The following is a 16,112-nucleotide window of genomic DNA, read 5'->3' as shown; positions in this document are numbered from 1 at the left end:
GGGGCCCCCCCGCCTCGGCCCTGGGCCCCGGGGGGGCGGGGGGGGCGGGGGGCGCCCGGGGCCGCGGGTGTGGGGGGGCGGGGGGGCCCCCGCCGGGGCCCCCCCGCGCACCTTCGTGTGTGTCTCAGCCACATGTGCGTTCCCCATGTACGACTCACCCATTGGAGTAGTCCACTGACGACCCGCAGGCCCGAAAGCCGCCGCCACGAAACTCCTCGTATCCCCTGTTGACAAGGGAAATCACCTCCCTCTGGGCATGATTGACGGATCGTCGGCCAGCCGGTACCACTGACGCACGCCCGGCCCCGAACGGATCGTCACACCCCACCGTCCCAGGAGGCTGCATTGCGAGGATCCTCGACCGACCCCACCCGCGCTCCCGGGCACAGACGCGCGCGGAGAACCGCCGGCGCGCTCGCCACCGCCGCCCTGCTGCTCCCCCTGCTGGGCGCGGCCCCCGCCGAGAACACCACCGGCTCCGCCGCCTCCACCCTCCAGCGGGCGTTCGCCTCGGCGTCCGCCGAGTACCACGTGCCGGGCACAGTGCTGCTGGCCGTCTCCTACCTCCAGTCCCGCTGGGACACCCACGGCGGAGCCCCGAGCGTCACCGGCGGCTACGGCCCGATGCACCTCACGGACGCGCGCACCGCGCTCGCCACGACGGAGCACCTGAGCGAAGGCACCGAGGACCCACGCGGCGACAGCGCCCGCGCGGCCCTGCACCCCACCGCGCAGATCCCGGCGAACTCCCAACTCCCCGCCCGGCTCAGGACGTTGACGAAGGCGGCCGAGCTGACCGGACTCCCGGCCGCAGACCTCCGTAGCGACGAGACCGCGAATGTGGCGGGCGGCGCCGCGCTGCTGGCCGACGCACAGCGGGGCCTGGGCGAGCCGCTGAGCGCGGACCCCGCCGAGTGGTACGGCGCGATCGCGCGCTTCTCCGGCGCGGACGACACCGCGACGGCCGCCGCCTATGCCAACGATGTCTACGACGTCATCCACACCGGCGAGCGGCGCACCACGGACGCCGGGCAGCGTGTCGCCCTGGCCGCACAGCCCGAACTCGCCCCCGACACCGGACAGTTGACGGAAACCGGGCTGCGCACCGTCTCCGCCGACGGCACCGAGTGCCCGAAGAAGGTGTCCTGCGAGTGGATCCCGGCGCCGTACGCCCAGTTCGGCGACAACGACTACGGCAACCACGACCTGGGCGACCGGCCCGCGTCGCAGAGCATCAAGTACATCGTCATCCATGACACGGAGGGCCAGTGGGAAGGTGTCCTGAACCTGGTCCAGGACCCCACCTATGTGTCGTGGAACTACACGATCCGCTCCAGTGACGGTCTGATCGCCCAGCATGTGAAGGCCAAGGACGTGGCCTGGCACGCGGGCAACTGGTACATCAACGCCAAGTCGATCGGCATCGAGCACGAGGGCTTCCTCGCCGCGCCGGACGCCTGGTACACGGAGGCGATGTACCGCTCGTCGGCCCGCCTGGTGAAGTACCTGACGAAGAAGTACGGCATCCCGCTGGACCGCCAGCACATCCTCGGCCACGACAACGTGCCCGGGCCGACCACCTCGACCATCCCGGGGATGCACACGGACCCGGGCCCGTACTGGGACTGGGCTCACTACTTCGCCCTGCTGGGCCACCCCTTCCGGCAGACCGGCAAGCAGAACGGCGGCCTGGTGACCATCCGCCCGGACTACACCACCAACCAGCCGGTGTACACGGGCTGTGTCACCAAGGACGTGCCCTGCGCGGTGCACGGTTCGAGCGAGGTCCGGCTGTACTCCGGGCCCGGCGAGACCTACCCCCTGATCAAGGACATCGGCCTCGGGAGGACCCCGACCACCGGGGTGAACGACCTGTCCTCACGCGTGTCCACCGGCCAGCAGTACGCGGTGGCGGACCGTTCCGGCGACTGGACCGCGATCTGGTACCTGGGCCAGGAGGCCTGGTTCAAGAACCCGAAGAAGTACCCGACGGCGGTCGCGGCGGCCGGATGGGTGATCACACCGAAGGACGGCCTGGACAGCGTCCCCGTGTACGGCCGCGCCTACCCGGAGGCCTCGGCCTATCCGGCGGGAGTGCCCGTCCAGGCGGTGTCCCCGCTGCCGTACACCCTGCCCAAGGGCCAGAAGTACGTGGTCGGCGGCAAGGTGCCCGGCGAGTACTACTACGCGGTCACCTTCACCACCGACTCGCACAAGGTCGTCGTGGGAAAGGATCTCTACTACGAGATCCAGTACGGGCACCGGGTCGAGTTCGTGCGGGCCGCCGATGTGACGCTGGAGCGGTCGGGCCGGTAGCCGGGCCTCAGCCCTGCTGGAACAGTTCCGCCGGGAGCGGTTTCAGCAGGGCGTAGAGGTCGTCCGTGATGGGGCGGTCCCAGGCGGCGATGGTGACCAGGACGTTGTCGCTGCGGTCGAACTGGACGCAGGAGATCCGGCTCTCGGAGAGCTTGAGGCGGCGCACGATCAGCAGGTTGTCGCCCTGCATCACCGGCATGTCCTCGGTGCCTACGACGGTCACCTCCTCGTCGTTCTCCAGCGCGAGCAGCAGCTGCGCGACCTCGAAGGGCACCTCGTCCTCGGCGACGTCACGGGCCGGGGACCCCTCGGGGAGGTTGCCGATGACCATCGCGGGACCCCGGCCGCCGAACAGGTCGTACCGCAGGAACACGCCCTGGCAGGTGCCGTCGGGGGCGGGCAGCAGACCGGCGCCGAGGTTGCCGGGCCAGTCGCCCGGGTCCATGGCCAGCACATCGAATTCGGGGCCGGCGGGGGTGGCGCTGCGGCGGCGGAGGAACGACATGGAGACATGGTACGGGGTGCCGTCCGGCGGTGGAGCCGTGGTTGGGCGCGGGATCGTTGTCGGGTGCGGGTGAGTGGGGGTTGAGCGCGCCCACGCGGCGGAGCCGCATATCGACACGGCCCCGCGCCCCTAAAGAACTCGGCCCTCCGTCGGCTTGATCAGTGCCGTTTCCAGGCCCGTCCTGTCCGTGCCCAGTTTTTGGTAGGCCGCAGAGAGTAGACGTACCGCTGTCTGTTCGTCCGTGTGAAGTTCTACGGCGATCTCGTGGTCGGTGCTGCCGTGGGCGGCCAGGGTTGCCGCTGTGCGTTCGTCGGTGGTGAGGGTGTCTGTTTCGCTGGTGTGGAGGCGGCGGGGGCGTAGGCCGGCGGCGGCCAGTTCGGCTCGGGTGGTGTCGGCGAGGCCTTCGGCGCCGCAGTGGACGGCTGTGTCGAGGCCTCGGTAGAGGTAGTCGGCGGCTTCGGTGGAGCGGCCGGTGCGGCGGAGTTCGGTGCCGAGGGCTACCAGTGCGCACGCCAACTCGTAGGCGGCCGGGGAGCGTTCGAGGTGGGCGACGGACTCCTCGAGGAGCTTGGCGCGGGCCGAGCCGGAGGAGACCTCGGCGGCGACGCGCAGGGCCTGGCCGATGGCGGACGGGGTGCCGAACTGGCGGGCGCGGGCGACCGCTTCGTGGGCGGTGGCGACGGCTCGCTCGGGGGTCTCGTGGCGTTCGGCGCGGGCCAGGTGGAGCTGCCAGGGGCACCAGGCGGGGTTGCGGATTCCGCGCGGGTCGAGGCGGCGGCCGGCGGCGGACAGTTCTTCGGCCGCCTCCTTGGTGAGGCCGCGGGCCAGGAGCAGTTCGCCGTACACGGTCTGGGCGTCGGGGAAGACGACGGCGGCCGGGAAGGGCTCCGCGAAGGCGTGGTCCTCGGCGAGCTGTGCGGCCTCCGCGACCCGGCCGCGGGCGAGCAGGACCTCGATGAGGATGCCGGTGCCGTACCAGTAGACGGGGGTGCCGGGGCCGACCCGCTCGGCGAGGCGCAGTCCCGCGCGGGCGAAGTCCTCGGCCTCGGCGAGCCGGCCGCGCCGGTAGCGGAGGTAGCCGAGGAGGGTGTAGCCGAAGGCCAGGTGGGCGCCGCGCCAGCCCTGTTGCTCGAAGTCGGCGATGCCGGTGGCGAAGAGCTCCTCCGCGCGGCCCGGCCGGTCGCAGTACATGTGGGCGAGGGCGACCAGCACCGGTACTTCGAAGCCGCGGTCGGCCTCCGCCCAGCCGAGACCGCCATTGAGTGCGCGCTCGGCATGGTGGAGGGCCACATGTGCGGGTTCACCACGGAGTACGGCGTCCCAGGTGCGCAGGCCGATGATGTACCGCTCGGTGAGGTCGCGGCCCTTGAGGCGGTCGGCGAGTTTGGTGAGGCGGCGGGAGCGCGAGGGGTGGTCGGGTTCGTCGGCGCGGAAGGCGTCCCACATGAACTGCTCGGAGAGCATGCGGAGTTTGACCCGGGCGTCGTCGGTGACGCGGATCTCGCGGGCGAGGGTGTCGGAGGCCTCGGCGAGGCGGTCGCTGTGGGCGAGGACCTGGGAGAGCCGGTAGACGATGTTCTGTCGCAGGCCCGCGTCGCTGATCGGTTCCTCGAGGGCGGCCCGCAGGTGGTTGACGGTGGTCGCGGGTTCGGTGAGCAGGGAGGCGCTGCCCAGTTCGTAGAGGACGGCGGCCCGGTCGTCGAAGGGCGGCGGTTCGCGCAGGGCGCGGGCGAGGTAGCTGCGGGCGGTGTCGGGGGCGCCTGCGCGCAGGGTTTCGCCCGCTGCCGCGCGGAGTTGCTGGACCACCCAGTTGTCGCCGTCGGGGTGGGTCTCCATGAGGTGGCGGGCGGCGGCGGAGGGGCCCTGGCCGTCGTTGATGACGCACCAGGCGGCCTGGCCGTGCAGGGCCACGCGGACGCCGGAGGGGATGGCCCGGTAGACGGCGGTGGCGATGAGCGGGTGGACGAATTCGAGGGTGCCCTCGGCGGTCGGCGTACTGGTGAGGATGCGGGCGCCGCGCAGCGCCTCGGCGGCGTCGGCGGCCTCCTCGTGGCCGAGTCCGGCGACGGCGGCGGCGAGCGCCGGACGGGTCTCGGTGCCGAGGACCGCGCAGGCCCAGGCGAAGCGGACGGTCGAGGTGCCGAGGCGTTCGAGGCGGGTGAGGAGGCCGCTGCCCTTGATGGCGGCGGCGAGGTCGCGCAGCAGGTAGGCCCCCGACTCGGTGGGGGTCAGACCCCGGTCGTGGATCTTGGCGATGAGTTCCACGGTCTCGAACGGGTTCCCGGCGGTGACCGCCCAGCACTCCCGGCAGAACGCGTCGTCGGCGTGCTCGCCGAGCGTCTCGCGCACCAGGCCGGCCACGGCGTCGACGCTGAGCGGTTCCAGGTCGAGGGGACGACCGCCCGCCCGGCCGGGCAGTCCCCTGAACGACTCGGCGTGGTCGGGGAGTTCGTCGGGGCGGTAGGCGACGACGACCAGGAGCGGAAGTTGTTCGGCGCGGGGCGCGAACGCGGCCAGCCAGCCCAGGGATTCGGGGTCGGCCCAGTGCGCGTCGTCGAGGACGAGGACCATCGGGGCGCGTTTCACCGCGAGGTGGGTGAGCACCCAGTCGAGGCCGTCGCGCAGACCCTGCTGGTCCGGCGGGGAGCCTGCGGTGGGGGCGCACAGACCGAGGGCCGGGCCGACGATGTCGTACCAACTCCCCAGCGCGGCGCGGAGATCGGCGTCGGCGGAGCCGGCGAACTGCGGTTGCAGCAGTTGGCGGGCGACGTGGAAGGCGACACGCTGTTCCTGGTCGCCGCCTCGCGCGGACAGCACGGTGCAGCCCTGTGCGGCGGCACGGCGGCGCACCTCGGTGAGGAGGGTCGTCTTGCCGATGCCGGCCCGTCCCGCGAAGGCGAGCAGGGCACCACGAGGCCGGTGCCCCGGCTCGGCGCCGTCCGTGCGCAGGCCGGTGAGCTCGCCCAACGCGTCGTCCACGGCGGAGAGTTCACCCTCCCGTTCGAAGAGCGTCCTGTCGCCGCGCGCGCTCCGCTGTCCCATCCCATACCCCCTGCCACGGCGGGCGCGTCCGCGCGGGGAGCGAACGCATACCGTGAGCTACAGGGACCTCAGCGTACGCTTTCCGAGGGCGCGGCGACCCGCTAGTCGACAAAGGCGTACTGGCCGGTTTTCTCCGGCGGGCGGTCCGGAGCGATCTCACTCCTCCAAGGCCTGTGGCGGCACCACCGCGACGGGGCTCGCGGCGTGCAGCAGGACCGCCTGGGTGACCGAGCCGAGCAGCCGGGCCGGGGCCAGCAGGCGTCGACGGTGGCGGCCCACGACGACGAGGTCCGCGTCCTTGGAAGCGGCGACGAGGTGGCCGGCCGCGTCGCCCGGTGCGACGTACGGCTCGACGCCGACGTCCGGGTGGTCCTTGCGGTGCGGAGCGAGAAGGGCCTCGGTGAGGATGCGGGTCTCGTTCTCGATGGCGTCCTGGTCGATGACCGGCGGGACGAGTTCTCCGGTGGACGCCCAGGTCCCCGGCGGCCACGGGTAGGCGGCGACGACCTGGAGGCGGGCTTCGCGCCGGGCGGCCTCGTCGAAGGCGAAGGCGAGGGTGGTGTCGTCGGGGCTGTCCACGTGCAGGCCGACAACCACCCGGGGCCCGGGTTCGGCCGGTGGCGCGTCGTGCACTTCCCGTCCTGGCCGGGGCACCACGACGACGGGGCAGTCGGCGTCGCGGGCGGCCGCCATGCCGTTGGAGCCGAGCAGCAGGCTGACGAAGCCGCCGCGGCCACGCGAGCCGAGCACCAACAGCTGTGCGCCGGCGCCCAGTTCGGGCAGTACGGCAGCCGGTGCGCCCTGCAGCCCGAGGTACTCCATGACCGGCCGGTCGGGGCGCCCGTCGAGATACGTACGGACCTGGTCGAGCACCTCGTCCTGGTCCGGGCCGGGCGGTCCTGCGACCGGGACGCCGGGCGGTGTCCAGGCGGCGGCGTACTGCCACACATGGACGACCCGCAGTGGCGCCCCGCGTCCACGCGCGGCACCGAGGGCCCAGTCCAGGGCGCGCAGGCTGTCGTCCGAACCGTCGACCGCCGCGATGACCGGCAGAATGCTCATGGGTTCCTGACCTCCGGGATGACGGGACCTTCCCCTCCGGGGCCAGCCTGGCTCAGCCGCCGGCTCCGGAAGGGCACTCGAGGTCGCGTGTCCGGAAAATCAGGTGGTACGCCCTTCAGGTCAGGTCGAACTCCCCTTCCCTTGCCCCCGACACGAACGCGCCCCATTCCGCGGGCGTGAAGATCAAGGAAGGGCTTTCCGGGCGGCCGCTGTTGCGCATCGCGATGAATCCCTCGACAAAGGCGATCTGGACATCCCCCAGTCCACGGCTCCCTGAATGCCACTCGGCGTCACTGAGGTCCAGCTCCGGCTTGTCCCAGCCCGCAAGCGGGTGCTGCTGGATGGTGCTCTCGGCCACGTCCGTGCTCCTCCCGGTTCGTCGTCCGCGGCCAGCCTAGCGATCGGTTTCTGATGCCAACAGGCCACGTGAGGGGGACCTTTCAGGAGGCGGGGGGTTCGCTGCCCACGAGCCACATCGAGAAGAACTGGGATCCGCCGCCGTAGGCGTGTCCGAGAACCCGTCGGGCCCCTTCCACCTGGTGTTCTCCGGCCTGGCCGCGCACCTGGAGGGCGGCCTCCGCGAAGCGGATCATGCCGGACGCGCCGATCGGATTGGTCGAGAGCACCCCTCCTGACATGTTCACAGGAAGGTCGCCATCCAGCTCGGTCACCCCCGACTCGGTGAGTTTCCAGCCCTCGCCCTCGTCGGCGAATCCGAGGTTCTCCAGCCACATGGGCTCGTACCACGAGAACGGCACATACATCTCGACGGCGTCGATGTCCCGGCGCGGGTCGGCGATCCCCGCCTGCCGGTACACGTCGGCCGCGCAGTCCTTGCCGGCCTGTGGCGACACACAGTCCTTTCCGGCGAACAGTGTGGGTTCGCTACGCATGGCGCCACCGTGCATCCAGGCCGCCGGACGTGGTGCCCGGGCCGCACCCGCCCGGTCGGTGAGGACCATCGCGCAGGCGCCGTCCGAGGAGGGGCAGGTCTCCGAGTAGCGGATCGGGTCCCACAGCATCGGCGAGGCCTGGACCTTCTCCAGGGTGATGTCGTGCTCGTGGAGATGGGCGTACGGGTTCTTCAGCGCGTTGCGCCGGTCCTTGTACGCGACCAGGGAGCCGACCGTGTCGGGCGCTCCGGTGCGCCGCATGTAGGCGCGCACATGGGGGGCGAAGAACCCGCCCGCGCCCGCCAGCAGGGGCTGCTGGAAGGGGATCGGCAGGGACAGCCCCCACATGGCGTTCGACTCGGACTGCTTCTCGAAGGCAAGGGTGAGGACGGTGCCGTGCACCCGGGCCGCGACAAGGTTGGCGGCAACGAGGGCCGTCGACCCGCCGACCGAACCGGCGGTGTGCACCCGCAGCATGGGCTTGCCCACGGCGCCCAGCGCGTCGGCGAGATACAGCTCGGGCATCATGACGCCCTCGAAGAAGTCGGGCGCCTTCCCGATGACGACGGCGTCGATGTCGGTCCACGTCAACTCTGCGTCGTCCAGGGCTCGTTGGGCCGCCTCTCGCACGAGCCCCGCGATCGACACGTCCCGCCGCGCGGCGACATGCTTGGTCTGGCCGATCCCTACGACGGCCACTGGCTCCTTGCTCATCGCGGATCCCCTTCGAGTACGGCGACCAGGTTCTGTTGCAGACAGGGGCCGGAGGTGGCGTGGGCGAGAGCGCGGTCGGACTCGCCCCGGTGGATGCGGGCGGCTGCCTCGCCGATGCGGATCAGCCCGGCGGCCATGACGGGGTTCGCGGCGAGGGCTCCCCCTGACGGGTTGACGCGCACGTCGTCGCCGAGGCGCAGCGCCTTGCGCAGAACGACCTCCTGCGAGGTGAACGGCGCGTGCAACTCGGCGGTGTCGACGGGCCGTTCAAAAGCCCCCGCCTTCTCGGCGGCCAGCCGTGTGGACGCCGAGTCGGTCAGCTCCCGTACCCCCAGGCCGTGTGCCTCGATACGGTGGTCGACACCCCGGATCCAGGCGGGCCGCTCGCACAGTTCGCGGGCCCGTTCCCCGGCCGCGAGGATCACGGCGGCGGCTCCGTCGCCGACCGGCGGGCAGTCACCGGTCCGTAGCGGCCGTACGACGTACTCCCCCTGCGGAACCGAACCCCGCACCTGGGCATGGGAGTTGGCGCTCGCGTCGGTCCGGCTGCGGGCGGCGACGGCGGCGAGCGCGGGTTCGTCGGTGTCGCCGGCGTCGATGAGGGCCTGCGCCTGGAGGGCGGCGAGGGCGACGGAGTCCGGCCACAGGGGGGCGACGTAGTACGGGTCGAGCTGCCGGGTCAGGACATCGCGTACGGAGCCGGGGGACGACTTGCCGTACGAGTAGACGAGCGCGGTGTCGGCGTCGCCGGTGAGGAGTTTGGTCCAGGCCTCGTAGAGCGCCCAGGCTCCGTCCATCTCGACGTGCGACTCGGAGATCGGCGGCCAGGCCCCGACACCGTCGAGGGCGAGGGTGAAGGAAAAGGCACGGCCTGCGAGGTAGTCGCTGGAGCCGGAGCAGGTGAAGTCGATGTCGGCGGTCTTCAGCCCGGTCTGTTCGAGTACGCCGTGCAGCACCGGCATGAGCATCTCCACCTCGGAGAGCTCGTCGGTGGTGCGCCGGTGGTCGGTCTGCGCGAAGGCGACGACGGCGATCTCACGCATCGCGGCAGCTCCATGCATCACAGCAGCTCCTTGTAGGCGTCGTAGTCCGCGTCGGGCTCGCCGGTCGGCCGGTAGTGGTCCGGATAGCGACCGCCTTCACTCCACACCGCCTCGACACGCAGCCCCATCCGCACCTGGTCGTACGGAATCCCGCCGATCCGCCCGTGCAGCGCGAGGTCGGCTCCGTCGAGGGCGATGTGCGCGTAGACGTACGGCACCTCGATGTCGAGGTTCTTCGCCTTGATGTTGACGATGCAGAACGTGGTGACTGTGCCGCGCGGACCCACCTCGACATGTTCCGCCGTGGCGACCCCACATGTGGGACACGCACCCCTCGGCGGGACGTACACCTTGCGGCAGGAGGGGCAGCGTTCGCCGACGGTGCGCTGTTCGGAGAGCGCGTGGATGTAGTCGGTCTGGGCGCGGCCGGGAGAGTAGACGTAGTCGAGGCGGGCGGGAGCGACGATGCCGGTGACCATGTTCTCGAACTCGCCGGTGTGGGGGGTGGGTTGCGGTTCCCCGTCACCTTCGTTCTCGTACGACTCGAAGCAGGCGATGTCCGTGATGGCGCCGGTGCGGTCCTCCGCCCAGCGGACGCGGACGCGCATGCCGGTGCGCACGGCGTCGGGGCCGGGGGCGTCGAGGGCGTGCAGAAGGGCGGTGTCAGCACCGTCGAGCCGGACGAGAACCCAGGCGAAGGGGGTGTCGAGGGGCTGCCCGCGGCGGGGTTCGTGGTTCCAGGCCCAGGTGGTGACCGTTCCCGTGGGGGCGACCTCGACGAGATCGCGGATCTCCTCGGCGGTGACGGGGTCGTACTCGACGGGCGGCACGAGGGTCCGCCCGTCACCGGTCTTCACACCGAGAACGACACGTTCACGCAGCCCGGTGAGAAAGGCACTCTGGACAGGCCCGAGGGATCGGGTGAACGGAAACTCAAGGACAAGGGGGGCTTTGAGTACTTCGGGCACAGCATCTCCTATGACTGAAAAGCTGGGGTCACGCACACCCACCTAGGGGCGCGGGGCTGTGTCGTATGTGCGGCTCCGCCGTGTGGGCGCGACCAGCCACAACGAACCCGCAGACACATACGGACCTACGCCCGCTTGTAAACAGGCGCCCGTTTCTCCGCAAAGGCACGGGCTCCCTCCTTCGCATCAGCGGTGTCGAAGATCGGCCACCCTCGCTTGAGTTCGGCCGCGAGGCCCTCCGTCTCGGTCAACTCGGCGGTCTCATACACCGAAGCCTTCACCGCCTCGACCGCCAACGGCCCGCAAGCATTGACGAGTTCGGCGATCTCCAGCGCCTTGGCGAGAGCCGTACCGTCGGGGACCACATGCCCGACCAGACCGATGTCCGCCGCCTCCCGCGCGCTGTACGGCCGCCCGGTGAGCAGCATCTCGAGAGCGTGGGTGCGCGGAATCTGCCGCTGGAGACGGACAGTTGAGCCGCCAATGGGGAAGAGCCCGCGCTTGACCTCGAACAGGCCGAAGGTCGCGGACTCCCCGGCGACCCTGATGTCCGTCCCCTGGAGAATCTCCGTCCCACCGGCCACGCAGTACCCCTCGACCGCAGCGATCACCGGTTTACGGGGACGGTGATGCCGCAGCATCGCCTTCCAGTGCAGATCCGGGTCGGCCTTGAGCCGGTCGCGGTACTGCTGGCCCTCCATGCCTTTCCCGGCCAGGGCCTTGAGGTCCATGCCCGCGCAGAACGCGCCCCCCGCGCCGGTCAGCACGATCGAGCGGATCCCGTCGTCCGCGTCGGCCTCGATCCACCCGTCGTAGAGCCCGACCAGCATCGGCAGCGAGAGCGCGTTCTTCGCCTCGGGCCTGTTGAGCGTGAGCACCAGTGTGGCGCCTTCGCGCCGCACGGTCAGGTGTTCCGTACCGCTCATGGTCGTCTCCCGTCGCCGTACCGCCTCCGGAACGAGAACAGGTTGCAGGAGGCGCCCTGGCAGTACAAGAGGTTTCTGACACTCAGTCAGATTTCTTCTGCGCGGACCCTTCACAGTTGCCGCGCCCTTTGCTCTGATGACCGGCGAACCGACCTCAGGAGGAGTGGTGGAGTACAACATTGCCGACCTGTTCGAGTCGGTCGTCGACGTGGTCCCGGACCGCGAGGCGCTCGTGTACATCGACCACCCGGGCACGGGCGCGGAAAGCCGCCTGACCTACGCGGAGTTGGACGCGGCGGCGAACCGCATCGCCCATCATCTGATCGACACCGGGATACGCCCGGGCGAGCACCTCGGGCTCCATCTCTACAACGGCGTCGAGTACTTGCAGACGGTGCTGGGCTGCCTGAAGGCGCGGGTCGTACCGGTCAACGTCAACTACCGGTACGTCGAAGAGGAGTTGGTGTACCTCTACCAGGACGCCGATCTCGTCGCGCTGGTCTTCGAGGCGGAGTTCACCGAGCGGGTGGCCGCCGCGCTGCCGCGCACGGAGAAGCTCCGGCACCTGGTGCGGGTGGGAGAACCGGCCCAAGGCGCCCCCGAGGTACCGGCCGTGGCCTTCACGGACGCGGAGGCCGCCGGGTCTCCCGAGCGGGGGTTCCCGGCCCGTTCGGGAGACGACCAGTTCATCATCTACACCGGCGGCACGACCGGGATGCCCAAGGGTGTGATGTGGCGCCAGGAGGACCTGTTCTTCTCAGGGCTCGGCGGTGGCGCGCCGACCGGTGAACCGGTCAAGACGCCGGAGGAGTTGGCCGAGCGGGTGGCGGCCGGCGGGGCGGGGATCACGTTCTTCCCCACTCCCCCGCTGATGCACGGCACCTCCACGCTCACCGCGTTCATCGGCTTCAACTTCGGCCAACGCATCGTGATCCACCGCAAGTTCGTGCCGGAGGAGGTGCTGCGGACCGTCGAGAAGGAGAAGGTCACCAGCATGTCCCTGGTCGGCGACGCGATGCTGCGACCGCTGATCGACGCCCTCAGCGGGCCGATGAAGGGCACGGACTGCTCGTCGGTGTTCAGTGTCTCGTCGTCGGGCGCGATCCTGTCGGAGACGGTGCGCCGGCAGTTCCAGGAGCTGCTCCCGAACGCGATGCTGCTGAACAACTACGGTTCGTCCGAGTCCGGCTTCAACGGCACGGCGACGGCCGACTCGGGGGCCGGGCAGTCCTTCCGCATCCGGGTCAACTCCCGTACCCAGGTGGTCGATCCGGCCACGCACGAGCCGGTCGCCGTCGGCGAGATCGGCCGGGTCGCCCAGTGCGGCCATGTACCGCTCGGCTACTACAACGACGCGCGGAAGACCGCCGAGACCTTCTTCGAGAAGGACGGCCGGCGATGGGTCCTGCTCGGCGACATGGCGACCGTGGACGAGGAGGGCGTCGTCACGGTGCTCGGCCGTGGCTCGCAGTGCATCAACACCGGTGGGGAGAAAGTGTATCCGGAGGAGGTCGAGCAGGCGCTCAAGTCGCATCCGGACGTCTACGACGCGCTGGTGGCCGGGGTGCCGGACGCGAAGTGGGGCAACCATGTGGCCGCCGTCGTGGAGTTGCGCGCGGGTGCGGTACGCCCGTCGCTGGACGACATCCAGACGCACTGCCGTTCCCAGCTCGCCGGGTACAAGATCCCCCGGCAGTTGGTGATCGCGGAGTCGATCCAGCGGTCACCGAGTGGCAAGGCGGACTACCGGTGGGCGCGGGAGGTGGCGGTCGCCGCAGCTCAGTGAGTCAACAGTGGGTCAACACGCAGGCCAGGTTGAACTGGGGGTAGCGTGCGACCGTACTGATGGTGACGGATCTGGTGGCCCGGGCCAGGTACGCCATGCCATCACCGGGCTCAGCACGGAAGGACGTTCGGGTGCCGCTCTTCACTCGCTCTCACCCATTGGCGCAGCAGAAAGCCACCGGGGAGACCGACTCGACAGCGGCGACGGAGGCCGCCGCACCGCCCGAATCACAGGACCCGCCCGAGCCGCACGACTCGGCGGAGACGTCCGGGCAACTCGAACCGGTCGACGCGCCCGAGACGGCCGCCGAGTCCGCGGGCCCCGCGGAATCCGCCGCGCCCGACGAGCTCTCTGAGCCAGTGGAGCCCACGGCCTCCGAGGCGGAATCCGCCGCCGACTCCGCCGAGCGGTCGTCCCAACTCCCGTCCCGCGCCGGTTGGTTCGGCTGGCGGATTCGTTACCCCCGTACGGCACGTGCCGTACGGGTGGGCACGACCGTGCTGGCCGGTGTGCTGCTGATCGTCGCGATCCTCGTGCCCGACCGTCTCGACCGGATGACTCTCCAGTCGTTCTTCCGCTTCCCGGTCGAGGCGATCGTCCTCGCGATCGTCCTGCTCGTACTGCCCGCGAAGGCACGGCGGATCGTGGCCGTCGTGCTGGGGGCGTTCGTCGGGCTGTCCACCGTCCTGAAGTGCCTGGACATGGGCTTCTACCAGACCCTGGCCCGGCCGTTCGACCTGGTCTTCGACTGGGTCCTGCTGAGCGACGCGGCGGACTTCCTGAAGGACTCGGTCGGCCGCTCGGGCGAGGTGCTCGCGATCGTCGGAGTGATCCTGGCGCTGATCGCCGTGCTGGCGGGGAGCTCGCTCGCGATGGTGCGGCTGTCGGACGTGATGGCCAGGCACCGCCCCATGGCGGTACGCACCACACTCGTCCTCGGTGTCGTGTGGATCATGTGTTTCACGCTGAGCTTCCAGGTGGGCGGCGTCACGCTCGCCACGAAGGGCTACAGCACGTTCCTCGCCAACCGCGTGCAGTACGTCCGCGAGGGCCTGGGTGACGCCGACGTCTTCAAGAAGCAGCTCAACGTCGACGCCTTCGCCAAGACCCCGCCCAACCAGCTGCTGACCGGCCTCCGCGGCAAGGACGTGCTGTTCACCTTCATCGAGAGCTACGGCCGGGTCGCGATCGACGATCCGACGATGGCACCGGAGATGGACGCGACGCTGAAGGCGGGCGACGCACGGCTCAAGGCGGCCGGTTTCGCCTCCCGCAGCGGCTGGCTCAGGTCACCCGTGACGGGCGCCGGCAGCTGGCTCGCCCACTCCACGTTCCTGTCCGGCCTGTGGGTGAAGAACCAGCAGCGGTACCGGACCGTGACCACCAGCACCCGCGCGACCCTGACCAGCTACTTCCAGAAGACCGGTGCCTGGCGCACGGTCGGCATCGTGCCCGGTGTGCGCAAGGCCTGGCCCGAGGGCAAGTACTTCGGCCTCGACAACATCTACGACTCCACGCACCTCGGCTACAACGGCCCGTACTTCAGCTGGACGCCGGTACCGGACCAGTTCAGCCTGCAGTCCTTCGAGGATCTGGAGTACGGCAAGAAGAACCGCGACCCGATCATGGCGGAGATCATCCTCGCCTCCAGCCACAATCCCTGGTCGCCCATCGCCCACACGATCCCCTGGAACCAGCTCGGGGACGGCACGATCTTCAACCAGATCAAGAAGGAGGGCACCAACCCGACGGAGGTCTGGAAGAGCGCGAAGCGCGTGCGCACCGAGTACCGCAAGGCCATCCAGTACTCCGTGGACAGCCTGACCCAGTGGATGCAGCGCTACGGCAACAAGAACACCGTCCTCGTCTTCCTCGGCGACCACCAGCCCGTCCCGACGGTCACCGGAGGCACCTCCGACCGGGATGTGCCGATCACGATCGTCGCCCACGACCCGAAGGTACTGGACAAGATCTCCAGCTGGAACTGGACGGACGGGCTCAAGCCGGCGGACAACGCACCGGTGTTGAGCATGGACAAGTTCCGGGACCGCTTCATGACGACGTTCGCGAAGTGACGGTCGCCGTCCGGTCGTCGCCCGGCTCCCCGCTCCGCTCGGCGAGGAACGGTTCCACCGCCGCCAGGAACTCCTCCGGCCGGTTCTCGTGCACGAGATGTCCGGCGTCGACGGTCACCAGGCGGGCGTCGGGGATCCGTTCGGCGAGCGCGACGACCCGGTCCTGAGGAATCCCACTGGTGGGACCACCCGCGATAACCAGCGTGGGCATGGTGATCCGCCCCATGTGGTCCCACCACATGGGGTCGGGGAGGTTCGCCCGGACGTCGGTGGCCTCGATCATGGCCCAGTCGAACGACAGCTTTCCCGCGGGGCGTTCGGTGGGCGGCCTCGGCGGATCGAAGGGAAACGGCGCCGGCACATCTTCCAGGACCAGTCGCCGTACGACCTCGGGCGCCTCCTGCGCGAGCAGGTACGCGACGATTCCGCCCAGCGAATGGCCGATGACGTCGGCGCGTTCGACACCGAGGACAGCGATGAGGGCGCGTATGTCGTCCCGCATCGCCTCGTACGCGTACACGTCGGCCGTGGCTCCCGCCTCGGTGCCGGGCCAGTCGCTGTTTCCGTGGCCGCGCAGGTCGGGGGCGTACACGCGGCGTGGGTCGGGTCCGGCGGCGAGACGTTCGGCGATCTGCATCCAGTCCGTGCCGTCGGCGCCCCGGCAGTGGAGCAGGAGGACCGGCGGCGCCTCCTCGGGGCCCCAGGTGTGAAGAGCGAGGGTGATGCCGTTGGCCTCGACGGCGCGGGTCTCCATGTGCATGGCGGGAACGTAACCGCTGCAC

General features: G+C 70.3%; 12 protein-coding genes. 3 read left to right on the top strand and 9 right to left on the bottom strand.

Translation table 11 applies throughout. From position 1 onward, the window contains the following. Positions 1 to 345: 345 nt before the first annotated feature. Complete coding sequence (locus tag ACFXC1_RS06380; protein ID WP_381239619.1) at positions 346 to 2,316, top strand: N-acetylmuramoyl-L-alanine amidase; 1,971 nt, start codon at positions 346 to 348, stop codon at positions 2,314 to 2,316. A gap of 7 nt (positions 2,317 to 2,323) precedes the next feature. Here the strand turns inward: ACFXC1_RS06380 and ACFXC1_RS06375 are convergent, their stop codons facing one another. The 8 genes from ACFXC1_RS06375 to ACFXC1_RS06340 all read right to left on the bottom strand — a co-directional run bounded on the left by ACFXC1_RS06375 (position 2,324) and on the right by ACFXC1_RS06340 (position 11,469). Continuing rightward, positions 2,324 to 2,821, bottom strand: coding sequence for a hypothetical protein (locus ACFXC1_RS06375; RefSeq protein ID WP_019069079.1), 498 nt, complete (start codon positions 2,819 to 2,821; stop codon positions 2,324 to 2,326). 129 nt (positions 2,822 to 2,950) lie between these two features. Then, positions 2,951 to 5,863, bottom strand: coding sequence for an ATP-binding protein (locus ACFXC1_RS06370; protein ID WP_381239615.1), 2,913 nt, complete (start codon positions 5,861 to 5,863; stop codon positions 2,951 to 2,953). A gap of 156 nt (positions 5,864 to 6,019) precedes the next feature. Continuing rightward, positions 6,020 to 6,925 (bottom strand): universal stress protein, encoded by a 906-nt coding sequence (locus tag ACFXC1_RS06365; RefSeq protein ID WP_381239613.1) that lies wholly within the window; start codon positions 6,923 to 6,925, stop codon positions 6,020 to 6,022. Between the two features lie 115 nt (positions 6,926 to 7,040). Next, on the bottom strand, positions 7,041 to 7,283 hold the full coding sequence (locus tag ACFXC1_RS06360) for a DUF397 domain-containing protein (RefSeq protein ID WP_019069076.1): 243 nt from the start codon (positions 7,281 to 7,283) through the stop codon (positions 7,041 to 7,043). Positions 7,284 to 7,365: 82 nt separating this feature from the next. After that, positions 7,366 to 8,532 (bottom strand): thiolase domain-containing protein, encoded by a 1,167-nt coding sequence (locus ACFXC1_RS06355; protein ID WP_381239610.1) that lies wholly within the window; start codon positions 8,530 to 8,532, stop codon positions 7,366 to 7,368. Next, positions 8,529 to 9,593 carry a thiolase domain-containing protein gene (locus ACFXC1_RS06350; protein ID WP_381239607.1) on the bottom strand — a complete coding sequence of 355 codons (1,065 nt, stop codon included), beginning with the start codon at positions 9,591 to 9,593 and terminating at the stop codon, positions 8,529 to 8,531. Before ACFXC1_RS06350 ends, ACFXC1_RS06355 begins: the two co-directional genes overlap by 4 nt. Continuing rightward, a complete protein-coding gene (locus ACFXC1_RS06345) occupies positions 9,593 to 10,543 on the bottom strand; it encodes a Zn-ribbon domain-containing OB-fold protein (RefSeq protein WP_381239604.1) in 951 nt (316 codons plus the stop codon). Before ACFXC1_RS06345 ends, ACFXC1_RS06350 begins: the two co-directional genes overlap by 1 nt. A gap of 125 nt (positions 10,544 to 10,668) precedes the next feature. Further along, a complete protein-coding gene (locus ACFXC1_RS06340) occupies positions 10,669 to 11,469 on the bottom strand; it encodes a crotonase/enoyl-CoA hydratase family protein (protein WP_381239602.1) in 801 nt (266 codons plus the stop codon). Between the two features lie 166 nt (positions 11,470 to 11,635). On the opposite strand from ACFXC1_RS06340, the gene ACFXC1_RS06335 reads away from it, so the two are divergent. Then, entirely contained in the window at positions 11,636 to 13,255 is a 1,620-nt protein-coding gene (locus tag ACFXC1_RS06335; RefSeq protein ID WP_381239599.1) for an acyl-CoA synthetase, read from the top strand. Between the two features lie 131 nt (positions 13,256 to 13,386). Beyond that, positions 13,387 to 15,330, top strand: a complete 1,944-nt coding sequence (locus ACFXC1_RS06330; RefSeq protein WP_381239596.1) for an LTA synthase family protein — start codon at positions 13,387 to 13,389, stop codon at positions 15,328 to 15,330. On the opposite strand, the gene ACFXC1_RS06325 is transcribed toward ACFXC1_RS06330, so the two are convergent. Next, positions 15,308 to 16,090, bottom strand: coding sequence for an alpha/beta fold hydrolase (locus tag ACFXC1_RS06325; RefSeq protein ID WP_381239593.1), 783 nt, complete (start codon positions 16,088 to 16,090; stop codon positions 15,308 to 15,310). The genes ACFXC1_RS06330 and ACFXC1_RS06325 overlap by 23 nt on opposite strands. Positions 16,091 to 16,112 lie beyond the last annotated feature (22 nt).

This window comes from Streptomyces hokutonensis (assembly GCF_042751305.1).
In the GTDB taxonomy this organism is placed as follows: domain Bacteria; phylum Actinomycetota; class Actinomycetes; order Streptomycetales; family Streptomycetaceae; genus Streptomyces; species Streptomyces hokutonensis_A.
The sequence above is the reverse complement of the archived record's forward strand: the minus strand, read 5'-3'. Positions and strand labels throughout refer to the sequence as shown.